General features: G+C 64.2%; 15 protein-coding genes. 7 read left to right on the forward strand and 8 right to left on the reverse strand.

The window, feature by feature from the left end:
- The first annotated feature begins 3 nt into the window (after positions 1–3).
- From fmt to ACMG4O_RS02655, 4 genes are read left to right on the forward strand one after another with little or no spacing between them, the layout of a single operon-like run.
- Complete coding sequence (gene fmt / locus ACMG4O_RS02640; protein ID WP_142947876.1) at positions 4–948, forward strand: methionyl-tRNA formyltransferase; 945 nt, start codon at positions 4–6, stop codon at positions 946–948.
- Positions 941–2275, forward strand: a complete 1335-nt coding sequence (gene rsmB / locus ACMG4O_RS02645; RefSeq protein ID WP_414434386.1) for a 16S rRNA (cytosine(967)-C(5))-methyltransferase RsmB — start codon at positions 941–943, stop codon at positions 2273–2275. Before fmt ends, rsmB begins: the two co-directional genes overlap by 8 nt.
- The gene (gene trkA / locus ACMG4O_RS02650) at positions 2272–3648 is read left to right on the forward strand and encodes a Trk system potassium transporter TrkA (RefSeq protein ID WP_142947877.1); all 1377 of its coding nucleotides are present in this window, start codon (positions 2272–2274) and stop codon (positions 3646–3648) included. The genes rsmB and trkA overlap by 4 nt, the downstream gene beginning before the upstream one ends.
- Before the next feature lie 12 nt (positions 3649–3660).
- On the forward strand, positions 3661–5112 hold the full coding sequence (locus ACMG4O_RS02655) for a TrkH family potassium uptake protein (RefSeq protein WP_142947878.1): 1452 nt from the start codon (positions 3661–3663) through the stop codon (positions 5110–5112).
- Between the two features lies 1 nt (position 5113).
- Here ACMG4O_RS02655 and ACMG4O_RS02660 read toward each other — a convergent pair whose 3' ends face one another.
- Positions 5114–6151 carry an amidohydrolase family protein gene (locus tag ACMG4O_RS02660; protein WP_414434387.1) on the reverse strand — a complete coding sequence of 346 codons (1038 nt, stop codon included), beginning with the start codon at positions 6149–6151 and terminating at the stop codon, positions 5114–5116.
- A gap of 62 nt (positions 6152–6213) precedes the next feature.
- Between ACMG4O_RS02660 and ACMG4O_RS02665 the strand changes: the two genes are divergently transcribed.
- On the forward strand, positions 6214–7014 hold the full coding sequence (locus ACMG4O_RS02665; RefSeq protein ID WP_414434388.1) for a crotonase/enoyl-CoA hydratase family protein: 801 nt from the start codon (positions 6214–6216) through the stop codon (positions 7012–7014).
- An 80-nt stretch (positions 7015–7094) separates the two neighbouring features.
- On the opposite strand, the gene ACMG4O_RS02670 is transcribed toward ACMG4O_RS02665, so the two are convergent.
- Positions 7095–8243, reverse strand: a complete 1149-nt coding sequence (locus ACMG4O_RS02670; protein ID WP_142947881.1) for an alkane 1-monooxygenase — start codon at positions 8241–8243, stop codon at positions 7095–7097.
- A gap of 206 nt (positions 8244–8449) precedes the next feature.
- On the opposite strand from ACMG4O_RS02670, the gene ACMG4O_RS02675 reads away from it, so the two are divergent.
- Positions 8450–9115 (forward strand): GntR family transcriptional regulator, encoded by a 666-nt coding sequence (locus ACMG4O_RS02675; protein WP_067606955.1) that lies wholly within the window; start codon positions 8450–8452, stop codon positions 9113–9115.
- 7 nt (positions 9116–9122) lie between these two features.
- Here the strand turns inward: ACMG4O_RS02675 and ACMG4O_RS02680 are convergent, their stop codons facing one another.
- Positions 9123–9719, reverse strand: a complete 597-nt coding sequence (locus ACMG4O_RS02680) for a TetR/AcrR family transcriptional regulator (protein ID WP_414434389.1) — start codon at positions 9717–9719, stop codon at positions 9123–9125.
- Positions 9720–9772: 53 nt separating this feature from the next.
- On the opposite strand from ACMG4O_RS02680, the gene ACMG4O_RS02685 reads away from it, so the two are divergent.
- On the forward strand, positions 9773–10195 hold the full coding sequence (locus ACMG4O_RS02685) for a PaaI family thioesterase (RefSeq protein ID WP_414434390.1): 423 nt from the start codon (positions 9773–9775) through the stop codon (positions 10193–10195).
- A 900-nt stretch (positions 10196–11095) separates the two neighbouring features.
- Here ACMG4O_RS02685 and ACMG4O_RS02690 read toward each other — a convergent pair.
- The 5 genes from ACMG4O_RS02690 to ACMG4O_RS02710 form a co-directional block, all read right to left on the reverse strand.
- Complete coding sequence (locus ACMG4O_RS02690; protein ID WP_414434391.1) at positions 11096–11803, reverse strand: hypothetical protein; 708 nt, start codon at positions 11801–11803, stop codon at positions 11096–11098.
- A gap of 206 nt (positions 11804–12009) precedes the next feature.
- Positions 12010–12648 carry a hypothetical protein gene (locus ACMG4O_RS02695; protein ID WP_414434392.1) on the reverse strand — a complete coding sequence of 213 codons (639 nt, stop codon included), beginning with the start codon at positions 12646–12648 and terminating at the stop codon, positions 12010–12012.
- A 224-nt stretch (positions 12649–12872) separates the two neighbouring features.
- The gene (locus tag ACMG4O_RS02700) at positions 12873–14012 is read right to left on the reverse strand and encodes an acyl-CoA dehydrogenase family protein (protein WP_414434393.1); all 1140 of its coding nucleotides are present in this window, start codon (positions 14010–14012) and stop codon (positions 12873–12875) included.
- A 104-nt stretch (positions 14013–14116) separates the two neighbouring features.
- Positions 14117–14566, reverse strand: a complete 450-nt coding sequence (locus tag ACMG4O_RS02705) for an OsmC family protein (protein WP_335628293.1) — start codon at positions 14564–14566, stop codon at positions 14117–14119.
- An 83-nt stretch (positions 14567–14649) separates the two neighbouring features.
- A complete protein-coding gene (locus ACMG4O_RS02710) occupies positions 14650–17703 on the reverse strand; it encodes an Ig-like domain-containing protein (protein WP_414434394.1) in 3054 nt (1017 codons plus the stop codon).
- Between the last annotated feature and the right edge of the window lie 146 nt (positions 17704–17849).

Genomic DNA, 17849 nt, shown 5'->3' on the forward strand with positions numbered 1-17849 from the left:
GATTTGAAACCGCTTCGCCTTGCCTTCGCCGGCACCCCGGATTTCGCCGCCGTCAGCCTGCAAGCGCTGCTCGACGGCCCGCACACCGTTGCCGCGGTGCTCACCCAGCCGGATCGCGGCGCCGGCCGCGGTAAGAAAGTGCAGCCCGGGCCGGTGAAAAAACTGGCCCTGGCACACGACCTGCCGGTGCTGCAGCCGGACACCCTCAAAACCGACGAGATTCAGAACCAGCTGCGCGATCTGGCGCTGGACGCGCTGATCGTGGTGGCCTACGGCCTGATCATCCCCCGCGCGGTGCTGGCCCTGCCCCGGCTCGGCTGCGTCAACGTGCACGGCTCGCTGCTGCCGCGCTGGCGCGGCGCCGCCCCGATCCAGTGGGCGATTCAGGCCGGCGACCGGGAAACCGGCACCACCATCATGCAGATGGACGCCGGCCTGGACACCGGCCCGATGCTGCTCAGCGAGTCGCTGACCATCGGCGCCCGCGAGACCGGTGGCGAGCTGCACGACCGCCTGGCCGAGCAGGGCGCCCGCCTCCTGAGCACCGTGCTCGAGGATCTGCCCGGCTACCTGGAAAAGGCCCGGCCGCAGCCGGAGGACGGCGTCACCTACGCCGCCAAACTGACCAAGGCCGGCGCCCGGCTGGACTTCCGCCTGCCCGGCGCCGCCCTGGTCAACCGGGTGCGCGCCTTCAATCCCTGGCCGGTGGCCTGGGTGGACTTCGACGGCCAGCCCCTGCGGATCTGGGACGCCGAGGAAGTGCCGGACACCGGCGAACCGGAACCCGGCCGCATCGTCACCGTCAGCGACGATGGCCTGACCGTGGCCTGCGGCGACGGCGCCGTTCTCTTGAGTCGGGTACAGCTGCCCGGCAAACGCCCCATGACCGTGGCCGAGGTACGACGCGGCCACCCGGAGCTGTTCCAGCCGGGGGCCACCCTTGAGTAAGGCGCCGGATCCCCGGCTGGCGGCGGTGCGCGCCCTGGAGCGGGTACTGCCCGGCGAGGGGGACGGCGCCAGCCTCCGCGAAGTGCTTGCCCGGGGCGTGCCCGACGGCGCCGCCGGCGGCCTGATGCGCGACCTCTGCTTCGGCGTCTGCCGCCACCTGCGGCCGCTCAATCAGTGGCTCAACGGCCAGCTCGACAAGCCCCTCAAGCCCAAGGCCCAGGCGGTGCGCCTGGCGGTGCTGTGCGGCCTCTATGAACTGTGGTTCACGGAGCGCCCGGCCCACGCGGTGGTGAACGCCTACCCGGAGCTCTGCCGCCAGTTGAAAGCGGGCTGGGCCAGCGGCCTGATCAACGCCCTGCTGCGCAAGGCCGACGGCCTGGACCCGGCGCGGGTGTTCGCCGACTACGACCCGGCGGTGCGCTATTCACTGCCCGGCTGGCTGTGGCGGTCGTTCCAGCAGGACTGGCCGGAACAGGCCGACGACCTGGCCCGGGCGGCCCTGGCGCCGCCGCCGTTCACCCTGCGCGTGAACCGCCGCCAGCAGAGCCGCGAACAGGCCCTGGCCGCGCTCGGCGACGGCGCCCGGCCCGGCGATCTGTCGCCGTGGAGCCTCTACCTGTCGCCGCCGCGCCCGGTGTCGCAGCTGCCCGGTTTCGACAGCGGCGGCTTCTCGGTGCAGGACGAGGCCGCCCAGCTGCCGGTGGAACAGCTGGCGGCGCCGGACGGCGGCCGGGTGCTGGACGCCTGCGCCGCCCCCGGCGGCAAGACCGGCCAGATTCTGGAAGCGTTTCCCAACGCCCGGGTCACCGCCCTGGACCTGTCCGCGCGCCGTCTGGACCGGGTGCGCGACGCCCTGCGCCGCATCGGCGCGGAAGCGGAGCTGTTACAGGGCGACGCCGCCGAGCCGGCCGCCTGGTGGGACGGCGAACCCTTCGACGCCATCCTGCTCGACGCGCCCTGTTCCGCCAGCGGTATTCTGCGCCGCCAGCCGGACGTGAAATGGCACCGCCGGCGCACCGACCTGCCACCCTTGGTGGATTTACAAGCGCGCATGCTGGATGCACTATGGCCGCTTCTGCGCCCCGGCGGCCGGCTGGTGTACGCCACCTGCTCGGTGCTGCGCGATGAGAACGACCGCCAGATCGCGGACTTCCTGGCGCGCACCGACGACGCCGAGGACCGCACCGAGCAGCCGGCCGACGCCGCCCCGGTGGCGGCGGGATGGCAACTGCTGACACGGGATAACGGGCCCGACGGCTTTTATCTGGCCTGCCTGCATAAACGCGGGGCGGCCGACGACAACAAGGTGACCGACCAGCGATCATGAAGATCATCATTCTCGGTGCCGGCCAGGTGGGCGGCACCCTGGCGGAGAACCTGGCGGGGGAACGCAACGACATCACCGTCATCGACATCGACGGCGAACGCTTGCGGGAACTGGGGGACCGTCTGGACATTGGCACCGTGCTCGGCATGGGCTGCTATCCCTGGGTGCTCAAGGAAGCCGGCGCCGAAGACGCCGACATGCTGATCGCCGTCACCAACTCCGACGAGGTCAACATGGTCGCCTGCCAGGTGGCCTACACGCTGTTTCGCACCCCCACCAAGATCGCCCGTATCCGCACCGCCCACTACACCAGCCGCGCGGACAAGCTGTTCAACGAAAACGCCATTCCCATCGACGTGATCATCAGCCCGGAGCAGGTGGTCACCGACTACATCAAGCGGCTGATCGAGCACCCCGGCGCCCTGCAGGTGGTCAACTTCGCCACCGGCCGCGTGCAGCTGGTGGCGGTGCGCGCCTATTACGGCGGCCCGCTGGTGGGCAACGAACTGCGCGAGCTGCGCAAGCACATGCCCAACGTGGACACCCGGGTGGCGGCGATCTTCCGGCGCAACCGGCCGATCATTCCCGAGGGCAACACCGTCATCGAAGCCGATGACGAAGTGTTCTTCATCGCCGCCAAGAACGACATCCGCGCGGTGATGAGCGAGCTGCGCCGCCTGGAGCACAACTACAAGCGGGTGCTGATCGCCGGCGGCGGCAACATCGGCTACCGGCTGGCGAAGAGCATCCAGCACCGCTACAACGTGAAAATCATCGAGCGCTCCCCGCAGCGGGCCGAATGGCTTGGCGAGCGGCTGGGCCACACCGTGGTGCTGCAGGGCCTGGCCACCGACCGCGACGAACTGCTCAAGGCCAACATCGAGAACACCGACGTGTTCTGCGCCCTGACCAACGACGACGAAGCCAACATCATGGCCTCGCTGCTGGCCAAGCGCCTCGGCGCACGCAAGGTGATGACGCTGATCGCCAACCCGGCCTATGTGGATCTGGTGCAGGGCCACGACATCGACATCGCCATCTCGCCACAGCAGTCCACCATCGGCAGCCTGCTCACCCATGTGCGGCGCGGCGACGTGGTCAACGTCTACTCCCTGCGCCGGGGCGCCGCCGAGGCCATCGAGGCGATCGCCCACGGCGACGCCAAGTCCTCCAAGGTGGTGGGCCGCGCCATTGAGGACATCGATCTGCCGGAGGGCACCACCATCGGCGCCGTGGTGCGCGGCGAGAAGGTGCTGATCGCCCATGACGATATCGTCATCGAGCCGGACGACCACGTGATTCTGTTCCTGATCGACAAACGCCGCATTCGGGACGTGGAAAAACTGTTCCAAGTTGGTTTCACGTTCTTCTAGGGGACCCTGCCCATGCACTTCGCGCTGATCTCGAAGATTCTGGGCCTGCTGCTGGTGGTCTTCAGCTTCACCATGATGCCGCCGGTGGCGGTGGCCTATCTGTACCGGGACGGCAGTGAAGGGCCCTTCCTGGTGTCGTTCACCATCTCCATGCTGCTGGGGCTGGCGCTGTGGCTGCCGTTCTTCCGCCAGCGCGCGGAGCTGCAGGTGCGCGACGGCTTCCTGGTGGTGACCCTGTTCTGGTCGGTGCTGGGGGTGATCGGCGCGCTGCCGATGCTGATCTCCGAGGCGGTGCCGGTGGGCTTTACCGATGCGGTGTTCGAATCCGTTTCCGGCCTCACCACCACCGGTGCCACGGTGCTCTCGGGCCTGGACGATCTGCCCAGATCAATGCTGTTCTACCGCCAGCAACTGCAGTGGCTGGGCGGCATGGGCGTTATCGTGCTGGCGGTGGCGATCCTGCCGATGCTGGGCATTGGTGGCATGCAGCTGTACAAGGCGGAAATCCCCGGCCCGATGAAGGAGTCCAAGCTGACGCCGCGCATCGCCGAAACCGCCAAGGCGCTGTGGTACGTCTACCTGGCCATCACCATCGCCTGCGCGCTGGCCTACTGGCTGGCCGGCATGACTGTGTTCGATGCCATTTGCCACAGTTTCAGCACTGTTTCCACCGGCGGCTTCTCCACCCACGATGCGTCCATGGCGTACTGGAACAGCACGCCCATCGACATTATCGCCACCGTGTTCATGCTGATCGGCGGTATTAGTTTCGCGCTGCATTTCGCGGTGTGGCGCGGCAAGAGCCTGCTCGCCTACATGCGCGACCCGGAATGCCGTTTCTTTCTCGGCCTGATGCTCCTCTACATGCTGATGGTGGGCGGCGGCCTGCTGGTTTTCGGCGTTCATGAAGCCCCCGGGGAAGCCACCCGCCACGCGGCGTTCCAGGTGGCGTCGTTCGGCACCGGCACCGGCTTGACCAGCACCAACGCCGCGGCCTGGCCGGGTTTTATTCCGCTCTTGCTGGTATTCACCAGCTTTATCGGGGGCTGCGCCGGCTCCACGGCGGCGGGCATGAAAGTGGTCCGCGCCGCTCTGGTATTCCGCCACAGCATCCGCGAACTGCGCCGGTTGATTTACCCCAACGGCGTGTTCGCGCTGCGTTTTGGCAAGCATGTGGTCAACGATCGGGTGCTGCAGGCGGTGTGGGGGTTTGTCGGCGTGTATATTACCCTGTCGGTGATCTTCACCCTGCTGTTCACCACGACCGGCATGGACCTGACCACCGCGGTGAGCGCGGTGGCCGCGTCGATCAACAACCTGGGCGTGGGCATCGGTCAGGTGGGCGGCGGCTTCGCCAACATCACCGACGAAGCCAAGTGGATGATGACCCTGCTGATGCTGCTCGGCCGCCTGGAGATCTTCACCTTCCTGGTGCTGTTCACGCCGCTGTTCTGGCGCCAGTAGCTCAGGGCACGTCGAGCCGGTAGACGCGCTTGGCGGTGTCGTAAAACAGCGCCTGCTTCTCCGCCTCGGAGCACGCCCCGGCCAGCCGTTTAAAGGCGTTCCACAGCACCGCGTAGGAACAGGACAGCTGGTCCACCGGGAAATTGCTCTCGAACATGGCGCGCTCCACGCCGAAGGCGTCCACGCACACCTGGAACCAGGGCCGCCACAGGTCGGCCAGTTCCCGGGAAGAGGGCGGCCGGGGCCGCTGATCCAGCTCAAAGCCGCAGCTGTGCATGCCCAGCCCGCCCAGCTTCACCGACACATTGGGGCAGGCGGCCAGCGCCTCTATGGCGCGGCGCCACGCACTGAACACCTGCTCGCCCCGGCCGGCGTAATCGCCCACGCCCAGCACGCCGCCGACATGGTCGAGCACGATATTGGTTTCTGGAAAGGCCCGCGCCAGGTCAGTCAGGTCGTCGATCTGGTGGAAGTAGTTCCAGCAATCAAAGCTCAGCCCCAGCGGCGCCAGCTCGGCGAAACCGCGTCGCAGATCCTGGTCCAGCAGCAGGCCCGCCGGCAGCACCCGCCGGGTGGTGCGGATGTTGGGGTCCGGGTCCCAGACGCTGGACTGGCGGATGCCCCGGAAGCGCCCCTTGCCGGCTTCCAGGTGGGCCTCCAGCACGCCTTTCACCGCCGCACCCTGGCGCAGATCCGTGTAGCCGACAATGCCGGTGCACACCCGCCCGCCGGTGGCGGCGGCCACGCTCTCGGCGAATACGGTTTCGCCCACCGGGCGCAGCGCCTCGTCGCCATCGCTGTAGTACCCTTCGGAACACTCCACGAACACCGTGGCGCGCACGTCGTGGCCGGCGGCCAGGTCGCGCTCGATGTCATCGCGCAGGTAGCGCGGGCGCGGCGCGTCCCAAAGATGGTGGTGCGGGTCGATGATGGCCCGCTCCGGTTCCAGAATCGGCTCCTGGTGCAGGGCCAGCCAGTCGAGGTCCGGGGCGGGCAGGATCACCCGGCCGGTGGAGGAGGCAGACGTATCGCGGCTCATTGAATTAGGCTCTCCCGATGGGTCGTTATTATTTACCCATCCAACATTAGCATGGAGTTCCCATGAGCGAATTGATCCAGTACCAGCGCGACGACGGCATCGTCACCCTCACCCTCAACAGCCCGGAGACCCGCAACCCGATCTCCGACGACGACATGATCGAGGCGCTGCTGGCCGCCCTGGAGCGGCTGGAAACCGACCCGGACGCCCGCGTGGCGATCCTCACCGGCGCCGGCAGCGCCTTCTCCAGCGGCGGCAACGTCAAGAAGATGGGCGCCGCCGGCGGCCTCAACGACGCCCGCCCGGCCAAGACCCGGCTCAACTACAAGCAGGGCATCCAGCGCATTCCGCTGGCGTTCGAGAAACTGGAAGTGCCGGTGATCGCGGCGGTGAACGGCCCGGCGGTGGGCGCCGGCTGCGATCTGGCCTGCATGTGCGACCTGCGCATCGCCGGCGAAAGCGCCTGGTTCGCGGAGAGTTTCGTGAAGCTGGGCATCATCCCCGGCGACGGCGGCGCCTGGCTGCTGCAGCGGGTGGTGGGCTTTTCCAAGGCGGCGGAGATGGCGCTCACCGGCGACCGCGTCAAAGCGGACCAAGCGCTGGCCTGCGGCCTGGTGTCCCGGGTGGTGCCGGACGACCAGCTTCTCGACGAAGCCCGCGCCCTGGCGCAACGCATCGCCGTGAACCCCACCCAGGCGGTGCGCATGACCAAGCGGCTGCTGTGGGCCGGCCGCTCCCTGCGCCTGGACGCCCTGCTGGAAATGTCCGCCGCCATGCAGGCGCTGGCCCACTCCACCTCCGACCACCAGGAAGCGGTGCAGGCCTTTATCGATAAGCGCGCGCCGGACTTCACCGGCGACTGAACGCGCTAAAGGGAGCCCCAAAAAAAAGCCCCGCGGGGTAGCGGGGCAAAAGGGGTCGAATCGCTCATCCCGAGCAAAAATCAGGCGATGTTGTTGACCCGTCGTTCGCCACGGAACAGCTGGTCCATTTCCCCCTCGTAGTAGGCTTCCACACGGGGGTTCATCACTTTCTTCCACAGCGGCGGCACCAGCGCCAGCACGTACATGGCGGCGTAACCGCCCGGCAGCTGCGGGCTCTCTTCGTAGTGGCGCAGCACCTGGTAGCGGCGCTTGGCGTAGGCGTGGTGGTCGCTGTGCCGCTGCAGCTGGAACAGCGCCAGATTGGTGAGCAAGTAGTTGGAGTTCCAGCTGTGCGCCGGGGTCACCCGCTCGTAGCGGCCCTTGTCGGTGACCCGGCGGTGCAGGCCGTAGTGCTCGATGTAGTTGATCACTTCCAGGGTAAAGGCGGCCACGAAGCTCTGCGCCAGGAAGAACAGCACGCCCATCCAGCCGAACGCCAGACCGAAGGCCACCGCGAACAGCGCGGAGATCGAATACCACCAGATCAGCTCGTTGTGGCGGCTGAAGTTCTTCTTACCCTTGCGCTCCAGATACTGCTTCTCCAGCTTCCAGGCGTTCAGGAAGTTGTGCTTGAAGGCGCGCGGCAGGAACTCGTACAGGCCCTGGTTGTACTGGGACGAGGACGCGTCTTCTGGCGTGGACACATGCACGTGGTGGCCACGGACGTGCTCCACCTTAAAGCCGGCGTAGGTCACCGAGGAGAGCAGCAGGCCGCCCATCCAGTTCTCCAGCTTGGGATCCTTGTGCACGAACTCATGGCCCAGGTTGATGGCGATGATGCCGCCCACGGTGCCAATGGAGACAATCCAGCCGAGCTGGCCGAGCAGGGAGTAGTCGTTGTTCACGAACACCCAGCCGGAGAAGAACAGCACGCCCAGCCAGATAAAGCCCATCAGGAACAGCGCGCTGGTGTAGATGCGCTCCTGGCTCATGGAAGGCACCTGCTGGTGCTCATCCGGGTTGGACGGGTCCTTGCCGATGATGTAATCGAGCACCGGAATGATGCCGAACACCACGAAATACAGGAACCAGGCCCAATAGTCCTGGGTGCCGGACTCGCGGCCGATGAAGGCGCTCATGGGCAGCAACGGCAGCACCGCCGCCCAGAAGGCCAGATAACCCCACTTCTTAAGCTTCAGCATCGTATCGGAATGCATTTTCGCGAACATGGTTCGTCTCCTCCCTGGCCGTGGTCCTCGCCAGGCTCTGTCTTTAGCCAGCAGGCGGTCGGGCGGACGGATCCGGCCGACTCAGCCATTACTTTGTCATTCTTCGATGGCAACATTAACAGCAATTCTTGAATTGTCAAACAACTCAATTCGTGACATAGAAGGAAAGTGCGCGGATAATAGCCGCCAGAACCCGGAGGAGTCCCATGTCGCTGAAAGCAGTGAGTCTCAGTGAACAGATCGCCGAACACCTGAGCGAGCGCATCGTGCGCGGCGACCTCGCGCCCGGCGAAAAGCTGCCGGAAGCGGAGCTCGCCAAAGAGCTGGATGTGAGCACCAACTCACTTCGAGAGGCCTTCAGACTGCTGGAAAAGCGCCACCTGATCCGCCTGCAACCGCGCCGGGGCGCGCGGGTCTGCGAGGTCACGGAAAGCGAGGTCCGCGACCTGTATAACTTCCTGTTTCTGCTGCTCTCCCACCTGGCGGCCCAGGCCGCCCGGGACTGGAAACCCGGCGAGATCGAGGATCTGGCCATGATGCTGCCCGAGCTGGAGCGCCACTACCGCAACGCCGACATGCCCGGCGCCCACCAGGTGGCCTTCCGCTTCGTGGAAATGGCCACCGCCCGCTTCGCCCGCAACCGCTACCTGGCCGACGACATCGAAGACCTGGTGCCCCTGCTCAAGCGCTTTTCGTACATCGCCCTGCAGGAAGACACCACCGAATTCGACATGTCACTGAAGATCTTCCAGCGGCTGCTGGAAAACGTGCTTGCCCGCAACGCCGAGCAAGCCGCCGCCGACATCCGCGAGTACGGCGACAACCAGTGCCGGCTGGTGCTTCGGGCTATTGCTAAGCGGGACGCGGCCTGACCCACTCTTACCCGCCCAGTAACGCCCGCACCGCGGCGTCCGCCAACGCGTCCCGATGCTCCAGCGGGCTGGCCGGCATCAGCCCGTCCAGCCAGGGCCGGACCAGATAATCCACCGGGCCGAACACCAGGGCCAGCACTAGAGCGGGACGTCCCGCCAGATGTCGGCTCTCCGGCCAGCGTTTCAGCCAGTCCCGCAGGGCCGTGAAGTAGCGGCCGTTGGCGTCGCGCAGTAAAGGCCCGGCCGTGCTTTCCAGGCGCGGACGAGCCGCAAGCAGGAAACGCGACCAGTCCGGATGCGCCACGACCCAGTCCAGATAATCCTCCACCAGCGCGCGCAGACCCGCCTCGGCGGACTCCCCCTTGGCCATGGCCGCCATCGCGATCTCGCCGAAATGCTCCACTCCAGCCACGAAAAGAGCGGCGAACACACCCTGCTTGTCGCCGAAGTGGTGATAAAGGCTGCCCACGCTGACGCCGCTGCGGAGGCGAATCGCATCGATGGTGACCGCATCCATGCCGCTTTCGGTGGCGCAGGCCAGCGCCGCCGCCAGTACACGCTCCCGGGCGCCGGCGCGGGGCCGCGCTGGACTTGCTTCGCTCATACTAGAACCTTATTCTAGAATAATATTCTAATTACCATTCTGGAGGAGTCGCCATGACACCGCAAGACATGCAGGCCCTCGGCGAACGCGTCCTGGCGGCGCAGCCGTTCAGCCGCTTCCTGGGCGCGCGCCTGGATCGTTTCGTGGAAGGAGAGGCCCAGCTTTCCCTGGCACTGCGCCCGGAGTTCCTGCAGCAACACGGCCGCCCCCACGGCGGCATACTCAGCTATCTCGCTGACAACGCCCTGACCTTCGCCGGCGGCTCCTTATACGGCGACGGCCTGACGCTGGAGTTCAAAATCAACTACACGAAGGCGGCCAAGGGCGACACCCTGGTGGCCCGCGCCCGGGTGGAAAGCTCTGGCCGCCAAGCGGCGGTGTGCCGCTGCGACCTGTTCTCGGTGGCGGAGGACGGCTCGGAAACCCTGTGCGCGGTGGCCCAGGGCACCATTATGGCGCCGGCGACCACGGGTTAAGGGCGCCCAAGAAGACTATCTCAGCCACTTGCCAAGTTTCTCCCTGGTCTCACTGTAGCTGCAGGTTCTTGCCTGAGGAACAGCACTCTCCACTCTATGTCGCCCTTCAAGCATCTTCGCTGTATAGCAGAGCGACCGCGCGTCTCCCAAATCCAGTTCAGCCAGAACCTTCTCTGTCTGGCGCTTAAGAAGCGCCACCTGACCAAGGCTTTTAATAGACGCAGCGTTAACCATTACTTCGCACCAAAATGAAAGCAGTCACAACTAATACGAAAATCAATAAGCCTAGTCGGAGATCATTGCGCGCCTTCAGCAGCTTTCGATTATCGAACTTGTTGAGGTGCCGCCCAAGGACGACTGGGAGGTAAGTACCAATATTAAAGAACATATTGGGTGAGCACCAAGACGCCCAATGATCTGGTGCTTCTGTTCTCCAAACCGAAAGAAACCGAGCACCGAGGACAATCAAAGCCATAAAGGAAAAGAATACCAAAACAATAAATAATTCATGCACAGCCTAACCATCTCCAAGTACTGACGCTGACTCGGCCTTGGGAAACCACTCGGTATGCAGGTCGCCCTGACGGCCAAAATAGGTAACTCGCTTGCCTCTAAGGTGAGCGATATACTCGTGTACGCCCGCTTATGTTGCGTGCCCGCAAAAATCCCGAAATTTCTCACCGTTCTTCTAGCTATCGAGAATAGTCGCCTTCGAACCGCCCGCGCTGAAGTCCTACACTATCGGAGGTAGAGACTCTAGCTTGATAAACGATGACCACGAAATTCCGCCTACAAAGCCAAATCATGCATCACCGACGTAAGCCGCGAGAATCCAACGCAAGGGTTCATCGACCAATCTGAACAAACACGGCGCCGGGAGACCAATGCTTTACGGCCGCTTTAAGTGTCTTCATGGCTCGATTGATGTTGCAAGCCAAGCAGAATCACGTTTCTTCCGCCACACGTCGAACATAGCCAGTTCGTCCCAACCTTAATTTCGCTATTCCATAGCTCCAACTTCGCATTACAGTTAGGATTGCCGCAACCAATTACCTCTACACGCGGCGTCCATATCGCCTTCCCACCTTTATCCAGCACGACGTCGTATTCGGCCAAACAGCTTATGCATTTAGCTACAAATTTCTCTCCGTCAGAAGGCAGGCTTCGGGTTATCATGCTTTCGCACTTCTCACACTGGATCTTGCTGGTGACTCGGAAGTCGAGATTAAAGACAGGAGAGGCCAGGACTTCATCAAGAATATGAGTCAGCTCTCGGCAACGCTTTACTATTTTCTCATCAGAGACACGCTTTTCTGAATCTACTTGTTCACGAGTTGGTGCGTGCAAGTAAGACCCAAGGCGATCATAATAGCGCTTAATCTCTTTTAGTGTCAGAACCCGGTCATGGCCGAGGAAACGCATCCTCGGCGCATACTCTCCGTACTTCACCTCCTCCCCGATACTCAGAGATGAGCTTTTGTCTGCTAAAGGGTCAATCTCGAGAAGCATTTTAAGCAGCTTCCCGGGCTGCCATGTGTAAAGCGCGCGGCCTGGAAGCTCTTCTCTGTAAGAATCTGCGCGCTCATAAACCAAAGATTCCAGCGCCATGCGCAGCTCGAGTGCTGCGTATCGACCTCGACTGATTCCCGGATCGTCTAAGTGATCATTTGCGCGCTGAAGCGCCCTTCGAGCCTCATTCCGATAATTCATATGATTTAGGCCCCGCTACGTGCTGGCTCCCTCGCTATACACACGCACAAAGTTTATATATACGAATGACTACGCTTTTTAGGCGTAACACTTCTCGTATCATTTTACTCACTCTGGGATGCTCGCTTCTTGAGCATCTCAATCTTGTAATCAAAAAATAAGGAAACCGCAAACTCAATCACACGATCACCCTTTAATGGCTCACCGTCATAGCTTTCTACGTATCGCTTGAAGTAGACGTAAGCTTTCTGACTGTATTCATCCACAGTCTCAGGGGAGTGTGTAGCCAGAATTTTTCTGCTATGCGCGAGAACATCAAATTCAGCACCTTTGTTGGCCATCGATGCCACTATATATGCCGAAGTCAGTTTGTCAGAATAATACTGAAGCTTGTTTAGGACAGCCGCATCTGATGCATTTTTCAAACTGGCAATTGTCTTTTTAAGCTGCTGTTCTCTTTCGTAAATTTCCGCTTTGATCTTCACTTGCTGCGTTCCCAGAGAGGCAAGGTCTGCCGTAATCTGCGCTTTTTCCTTCCGCAGGCTATCGACAGATTCATTTAGCTTGCGAACCTCTGAGGACAAATCCTGGGATTCGACCCTAAGGCTTTGAAGTTCTATTTCTTTCTCAAAGACTGGATGAATCGTGTGGAAGTATGCCCACACGCCAAATATAACTCCGGCACTAGTTGCCAATTTCGCGATAACATCAAACACCCCATCACCTTGGCTGAAGAGCTTCATAGATTACCGTTCATTTATATGCCTACCTCTCAACGCCCAATGGCAATAGCGTGTAGTTGCGTTGAGTGACGATAAAGCAGGCCGTATCTTGTTAAACTAAGCTTAAAAGCTCGAAACTTAAAAAATTTGGAAGGTAACAAAAACTCATCGCATAAAGAACGCGGCCGAAGCCGCGTTCTTGATACGATTGAAGCTGAGGCTTGGGGTCAGCAAGCCCCGGCCGGTTACCGCCCCAAAATATCCCGAGCGATAATCTCCTTCATGATCTCGCTGGTGCCGCCGTAAATGCGCTGGATGCGCGCGTCGACGAAGTCGCGGGAGATCGGGTATTCCTGCATGTAGCCGTAGCCGCCGAAGAGCTGCAGGCACTGGTCCGCCACCTTGCCTTGCAGCTCGGTGGTGGTGAGCTTGGCGATGGAGGCGTTGGTGGTGCTGAGTTCGCCGCGGTCGTACTGCTCGATGGATTGTTCGCAGAACGCTTTGTTGACCTGCACCTGGGCGTGCAGGTCGGCGAGGACGAAGCGGGTGTTCTGGAATTTGCTGATCGACTGGCCGAAGGCCTGGCGTTCCTGGGTGTAGGCGATGGTGCGGTCGATCATGCCTTCGCAGGCGGCGACGGCGCCGAGCGCCAGAATCAGGCGTTCGCGGGGCAGTTCGTTCATCAGGTTGGCGAAGCCGCGCCCTTCCCCGCCGAGGATCTGGTCGGCGCCGACCTTGACGTTCTCGAAGAACAGCTCGGAGGTGTCGGCGGCGTGGTGGCCCATCTTTTCCAGGTTCCGGCCGCGGGCGAAGCCGGGCAGGCTGGTGTCGACGGTGAAAAGGGTCATGCCCTTGGCGCCGGCGTTGGGGTCGGTTTTGGTGGCGAGCACGATGACGTCGCAGTGCTGGCCGTTGGTGATGAAGGTTTTCTGGCCGTTGATCACGTAGCCGTCGCCGTCTTTTTCGGCGCGGGTTTTCATGCCCTGCAGGTCGGAGCCGGCGCCGGGCTCGGTCATGCCGATGGCGCCCACGGCTTCACCGCTGACCATCTTCGGCAGCCAGGTCTGTTTCTGCTCTTCGGTGCCCAGGTGGAGGATGTAGGGCGCGACGATGTCCGAGTGCACGGAGAGGTTGGAGGCCAGGGCGCCGAAGCCCATGCGCGAGGCTTCTTCCACCATGATCGCGGAAAGGCGGAAGTCCGCGCCGAAACCGCCGTACTGTTCCGGGACGTCGACGCACAGCAGGCCGTTTTCGCCCATGCGGTTCCAGAGGTCGCGGGGGAGTTTTTCGTCCTTTTCCCACTGGTCGTAGTGGGGCGCCACTTCCTTCTCGAGGAATTTGCGGACGTTATCGCGGAACAGATCGATTTCGTTCTGATCGAGCATGACTGACCCTTTTGGCTGGACACAAAAGGGTATTTTAACCGCTCCCGCCCCGGGGGTCGCCGTCCGGCCGTGGCCGGCCGGTCACGGCGTTCCCGGGCCGGAACTCAGGATTCCGGCTCGACGGTGACTTCCGAGCGCAGGGAGTTGGCGACGAAGCAGTTGCGGTGGGCGCTGTCGTGGAGCTTGGCCAGCGCGGCGGGATCGATGTCTTCCTCGAACACCACCTTGGGGCGCAGCGTGATGCGGGTGATCGCGAAGCGGCCTTCGGCGTTCTTCTCCACCACGCCGTGGGGCCGGTCCACGTAGCTGAGCACGCGCAGGCGCTGTTTGGCGGCGATCGACAGGAAGGTGAGCATGTGGCAGCTGGCGGTGGCGGCGATCACCGCTTCGTCCGGGTTCACCCGCGAGGCGGTGCCGAAGTATTCCGGCGAGCCGGAAGCCTGCACCACCTCGCCGCCGGCGAAGGTCCATTCATGGGAACGGTCGAAGGTTTCGTAGTCGAAGCTGGCCTGCGGCGGCAAATGCCAGGCAACGGTGGCGCCATATTCACTCATGGTGGACTCCTTCTGCTTGTTGTCCTTCTACCATGCTACCGAAGCGCGCCGGGGGCAATATTGAGCAGGGTCAATAATGCCGCTCAGCGTTTGAGCGGCACCCCCAGGTACTGAAGTTTCACCGCGCCGGCGGGGATCTGTAGATGGATGCTGGCGCCCAGGAAGCCGAGCAGCTCGGTGAGTTCTACGGAGATCGGAATCACGTTGCCGTTCACCTGGTTGATCACCATGCGCCCGTTGGGCAGGAAGGTCACCGGGCCGGTGAGCTCCATGGTCAGCGGGTAGCTGTGCTGGTTGTGCTGGCCGCCCAGCGGCGCTTCCAGGTAGGGCGCATCCAGATAAAGGTCGACGTCGGCGCGGAATTCCGGGCCCTGGTCGGTGGCGACGATCCAGCCGGGGATCAGGCCGCCGTCCTCGGGGTGGCGCATGCGCATGACCTGGGTGCCGGTGGGGCTTTCGATGGGGATGCCGCCTTCGATCAGCACGTCCGCTTTCACCGTTACCGAGGAGGCGAGGATCTGCGTGGGGTAGAGGCCCACGCGCACCGCCGGCAGGCGTTCCTCCTGCTCGGTGCGCGGGTCGTCGTATTCGCCGGGGCCGATCACTTCGGAGTTGAGCGCGCCGACCACCTGGATGTCGCAACGCTCCGGCGTGTCGCAGGCGAGGCGCGGATTCTGGGTCAGGGTGCTGCCGCCGAGCACTTCCAGGCGGGTGGTGTTGACCGCCGGCTCGCCGTCGCCGTAGCCGGGTTCGCCGTCGTCGAAGAAGCCGTTGGCGTTGACGTCCGCGGTGGGCAGGTTGTTGAGCGCCTGGAACACGCTGTCGGTGACCGGCGCGCCGCGGAAATGGATCTCCAGGTCCGGGCCGCCCCAGTCCGGTTCCGGGCCTTCCAGCAGGGCGGTCTGCAGGCGCTTGCCGGCTTGCGAGCAGATCGCTTCGCCGGAGACACAGTCGTCCGGTTGCTGCCCGGAGGCGCGGTTCACCGATTGCAGGGTGTAGCGGTAGGCGGCGCCGTCTTCCCAGGGCTGGTCGGGAATGAAGGTGAGGGTGCGGGCCTCGACATTCAGACGGCCGGGCACGGCCGCGTCGCACTGGTACTTGCGCTTGTCGCCGTCCGGGATGGCCACCGGGTTGCCGTCGCCGTCCACGGCCACCCTCTCGACGCGGAAGCTGCCGCTGCCGCAGGTCTCACCAAGCTGCACCGAGGCGGGGTCGATATCCTGGGACACCGTGACCCGGATCGGCCGGTCGGCGGGCAACGTGGGCACCGGCAGATGGTCGTCGTCGTCGCGCCCGCCTCGGCAGCGACCGTGGTCGCCTTCGGCGATATGCCAGCTGGCCTTGTCCACGGCGCAGGGGAAGCCGGGGTAGGTGGTGATCAGCACCGGCGCCACCGGGTCGCCGACCAGGGCCGGCAGCCGGAAGGTGCGGCTGGCCGGCTGCACCGGGTTGGCGGGCTCGGCCAGGTCGGTGGCGCGGTCGCTGACCGCCAGGGTGTAGCGGTCGCCGGGTTGCAGCGGCCGGTGCGGGCGCACCACCACCGAGGCGCCGTCCAGCGACCAGTCGAACGGCTCGTCGACGCCCTCGCGGGTGAGCGACAGCGCCTGCTCCAGGCTCTCCGGGTCCAGCGGCTCGCTGAAATTCATCACCAGGGCGTCGCCGGGCTGCACCGTGGCGGCCAGGCCGTCCTCCGCCATCGGCATGGTGGATTGCAGGAAGGGCGCGCGGGTGTCCGGTATCGGCGCCGGGGCGTTGTTCTGGTCCGGGTAGGATTCGGTGTGCAGGCTGAGCAGGCCGAAGGCGGTTTCCTGGCCGAGCACTTCCGGCTCGACCACGCCCAGGGCGTCGATCACCAGGCGCTGGCCCTCCACCTTGGCGACACCCACCAGCTCCACCTGCAGCAGGGTCTGGCTGAGCGCGCCGTTGGCTTCCGGGTTTTCCGCCGTCATCGCCACGTCCATGAACAGACGCACCTGGCGCGGCGCCTCCGGGCGCCGGCTGAACGGGTTGGGCAGCAGGTAGCCGCTGGCGTCGGACAAAAACGTCACGGCGATGTCGCCGGTTTCGATGCCCGCCGGCACCGCGCCGGCCACCTTCACTTTAACGTTGCTGCCGGTGAGCAGGCTGCCGCGCGGGATGCGCAGCGGCGACACGTCCGGGTAGTGCGGCAGGAACGCCAGTTCGGTGAACACATTGCCGCTCTGCTGGGTGGCGTCGCCGTCGCCCAGCAGCACCGCCTCAATGGGCACGCAGTTCATCGCCTGGCCGGTGAGCCTGGAGCGGCGGCCATCCGGGTCGGCGCAGGGGTCGTCGCCACGGCCGGACGCCGGCGGCGTCTCCTGGACCATCACCGTGCGCGGCCGGGAATCCCGCGCCACCCAGCTGCGCTGCAGCCCGCCGCCGGCCAGGGCGGCGCCCTGGAAGCCACGGATCGACGGCCCCAGGGTAAGGGTGTAGCGCTCTCCGGGCCGCAGGTCCTGTCGCGGGTCCAGGGTGACGGCGTCGCCTTTGGCGAGCATGATCGCCGGCACCAGCTCGCCGTCCCGGGTCAGCGAGATGGATTCCCCGTAGGTCAGGGTGTCCGTGTCCAGCATCTGGTTGAAGCGCAAACGCAGGGTGGAGAAGTCCATGAACGGCAGGTCGTCGCCGTCCGGCAGCACCTCGCGCAGCCGCAGCACGGTATCAAAGCCCCGCTGCCCATTGGCGCCGCCCGAGGCCAAGCGGGTTTCGAAGGTGAGCGCGCCGTCGGGGAAGGCCAGCGGGCCGGCCTCGGTCTCCAGGCCGTCCAGCGTCAGCCGGTAGCGGGTGCCCGGGCGCAGGTCGCCCTGCGCCGGGCGCACCAGCAGGCCCAGCCCGCCGTCCACCGGCTCCGGGGCGGCCAGGGCCACGCTGTTGCCGTCGGCGTCGCTGAGCCGCACGCCATCGGCGCCGCCGGTAAGCGGATGAGAAAACCGCAGCACCACCGGGCTGGCCGGGGACACCCGGCGCTGGCCGTCATGGGGGTAGCTGTAAAAGACTTCCGCCGGGGCCGCGCCGAGGTGGTTGGTGGGCCCTTCTTCGGCACCGCCGCAGGCGGTCAGCCCGGCCAGGCAGAGCATCATCAGCGGGAAAAGCGGGGCGAATCGAATCGAGCGCATGGGCGTCCTTCTCCATGGGCCGGGCCGCTGGGGCGACCGGCGCGTTATTGTTTTACTGAGCCTGAATGGTACGTCTGTACTATATTGTACTATCGTACCAATCATTGGCCAGTAAAAGTCAACGCGCCGTGCTCGATTTCACATTC

It is taken from the genome of Alloalcanivorax venustensis (genome assembly GCF_047495515.1).
In the GTDB taxonomy this organism is placed as follows: domain Bacteria; phylum Pseudomonadota; class Gammaproteobacteria; order Pseudomonadales; family Alcanivoracaceae; genus Alloalcanivorax; species Alloalcanivorax venustensis.

Bases quoted from the DNA above. Each gene is read 5' to 3' on its own strand.
- ACMG4O_RS02665 (WP_414434388.1), top strand. From the start codon at position 6,214: ATGAGCGAATTGATCCAGTACCAGCGCGACGACGGCATCGTCACCCTC.
- ACMG4O_RS02700 (WP_414434393.1), bottom strand. From the start codon at position 14,012: ATGCTCGATCAGAACGAAATCGATCTGTTCCGCGATAACGTCCGCAAA.
- ACMG4O_RS02675 (WP_067606955.1), top strand. From the start codon at position 8,450: ATGTCGCTGAAAGCAGTGAGTCTCAGTGAACAGATCGCCGAACACCTG.
- ACMG4O_RS02680 (WP_414434389.1), bottom strand. From the start codon at position 9,719: ATGAGCGAAGCAAGTCCAGCGCGGCCCCGCGCCGGCGCCCGGGAGCGT.
- ACMG4O_RS02695 (WP_414434392.1), bottom strand. From the start codon at position 12,648: ATGAAGCTCTTCAGCCAAGGTGATGGGGTGTTTGATGTTATCGCGAAA.
- ACMG4O_RS02705 (WP_335628293.1), bottom strand. From the start codon at position 14,566: ATGAGTGAATATGGCGCCACCGTTGCCTGGCATTTGCCGCCGCAGGCC.
- ACMG4O_RS02710 (WP_414434394.1), bottom strand. From the start codon at position 17,703: ATGCGCTCGATTCGATTCGCCCCGCTTTTCCCGCTGATGATGCTCTGC.
- ACMG4O_RS02670 (WP_142947881.1), bottom strand. From the start codon at position 8,243: ATGTTCGCGAAAATGCATTCCGATACGATGCTGAAGCTTAAGAAGTGG.
- ACMG4O_RS02655 (WP_142947878.1), top strand. From the start codon at position 3,661: ATGCACTTCGCGCTGATCTCGAAGATTCTGGGCCTGCTGCTGGTGGTC.
- ACMG4O_RS02660 (WP_414434387.1), bottom strand. From the start codon at position 6,151: ATGAGCCGCGATACGTCTGCCTCCTCCACCGGCCGGGTGATCCTGCCC.
- ACMG4O_RS02690 (WP_414434391.1), bottom strand. From the start codon at position 11,803: ATGGCGCTGGAATCTTTGGTTTATGAGCGCGCAGATTCTTACAGAGAA.
- ACMG4O_RS02685 (WP_414434390.1), top strand. From the start codon at position 9,773: ATGACACCGCAAGACATGCAGGCCCTCGGCGAACGCGTCCTGGCGGCG.
- trkA (WP_142947877.1), top strand. From the start codon at position 2,272: ATGAAGATCATCATTCTCGGTGCCGGCCAGGTGGGCGGCACCCTGGCG.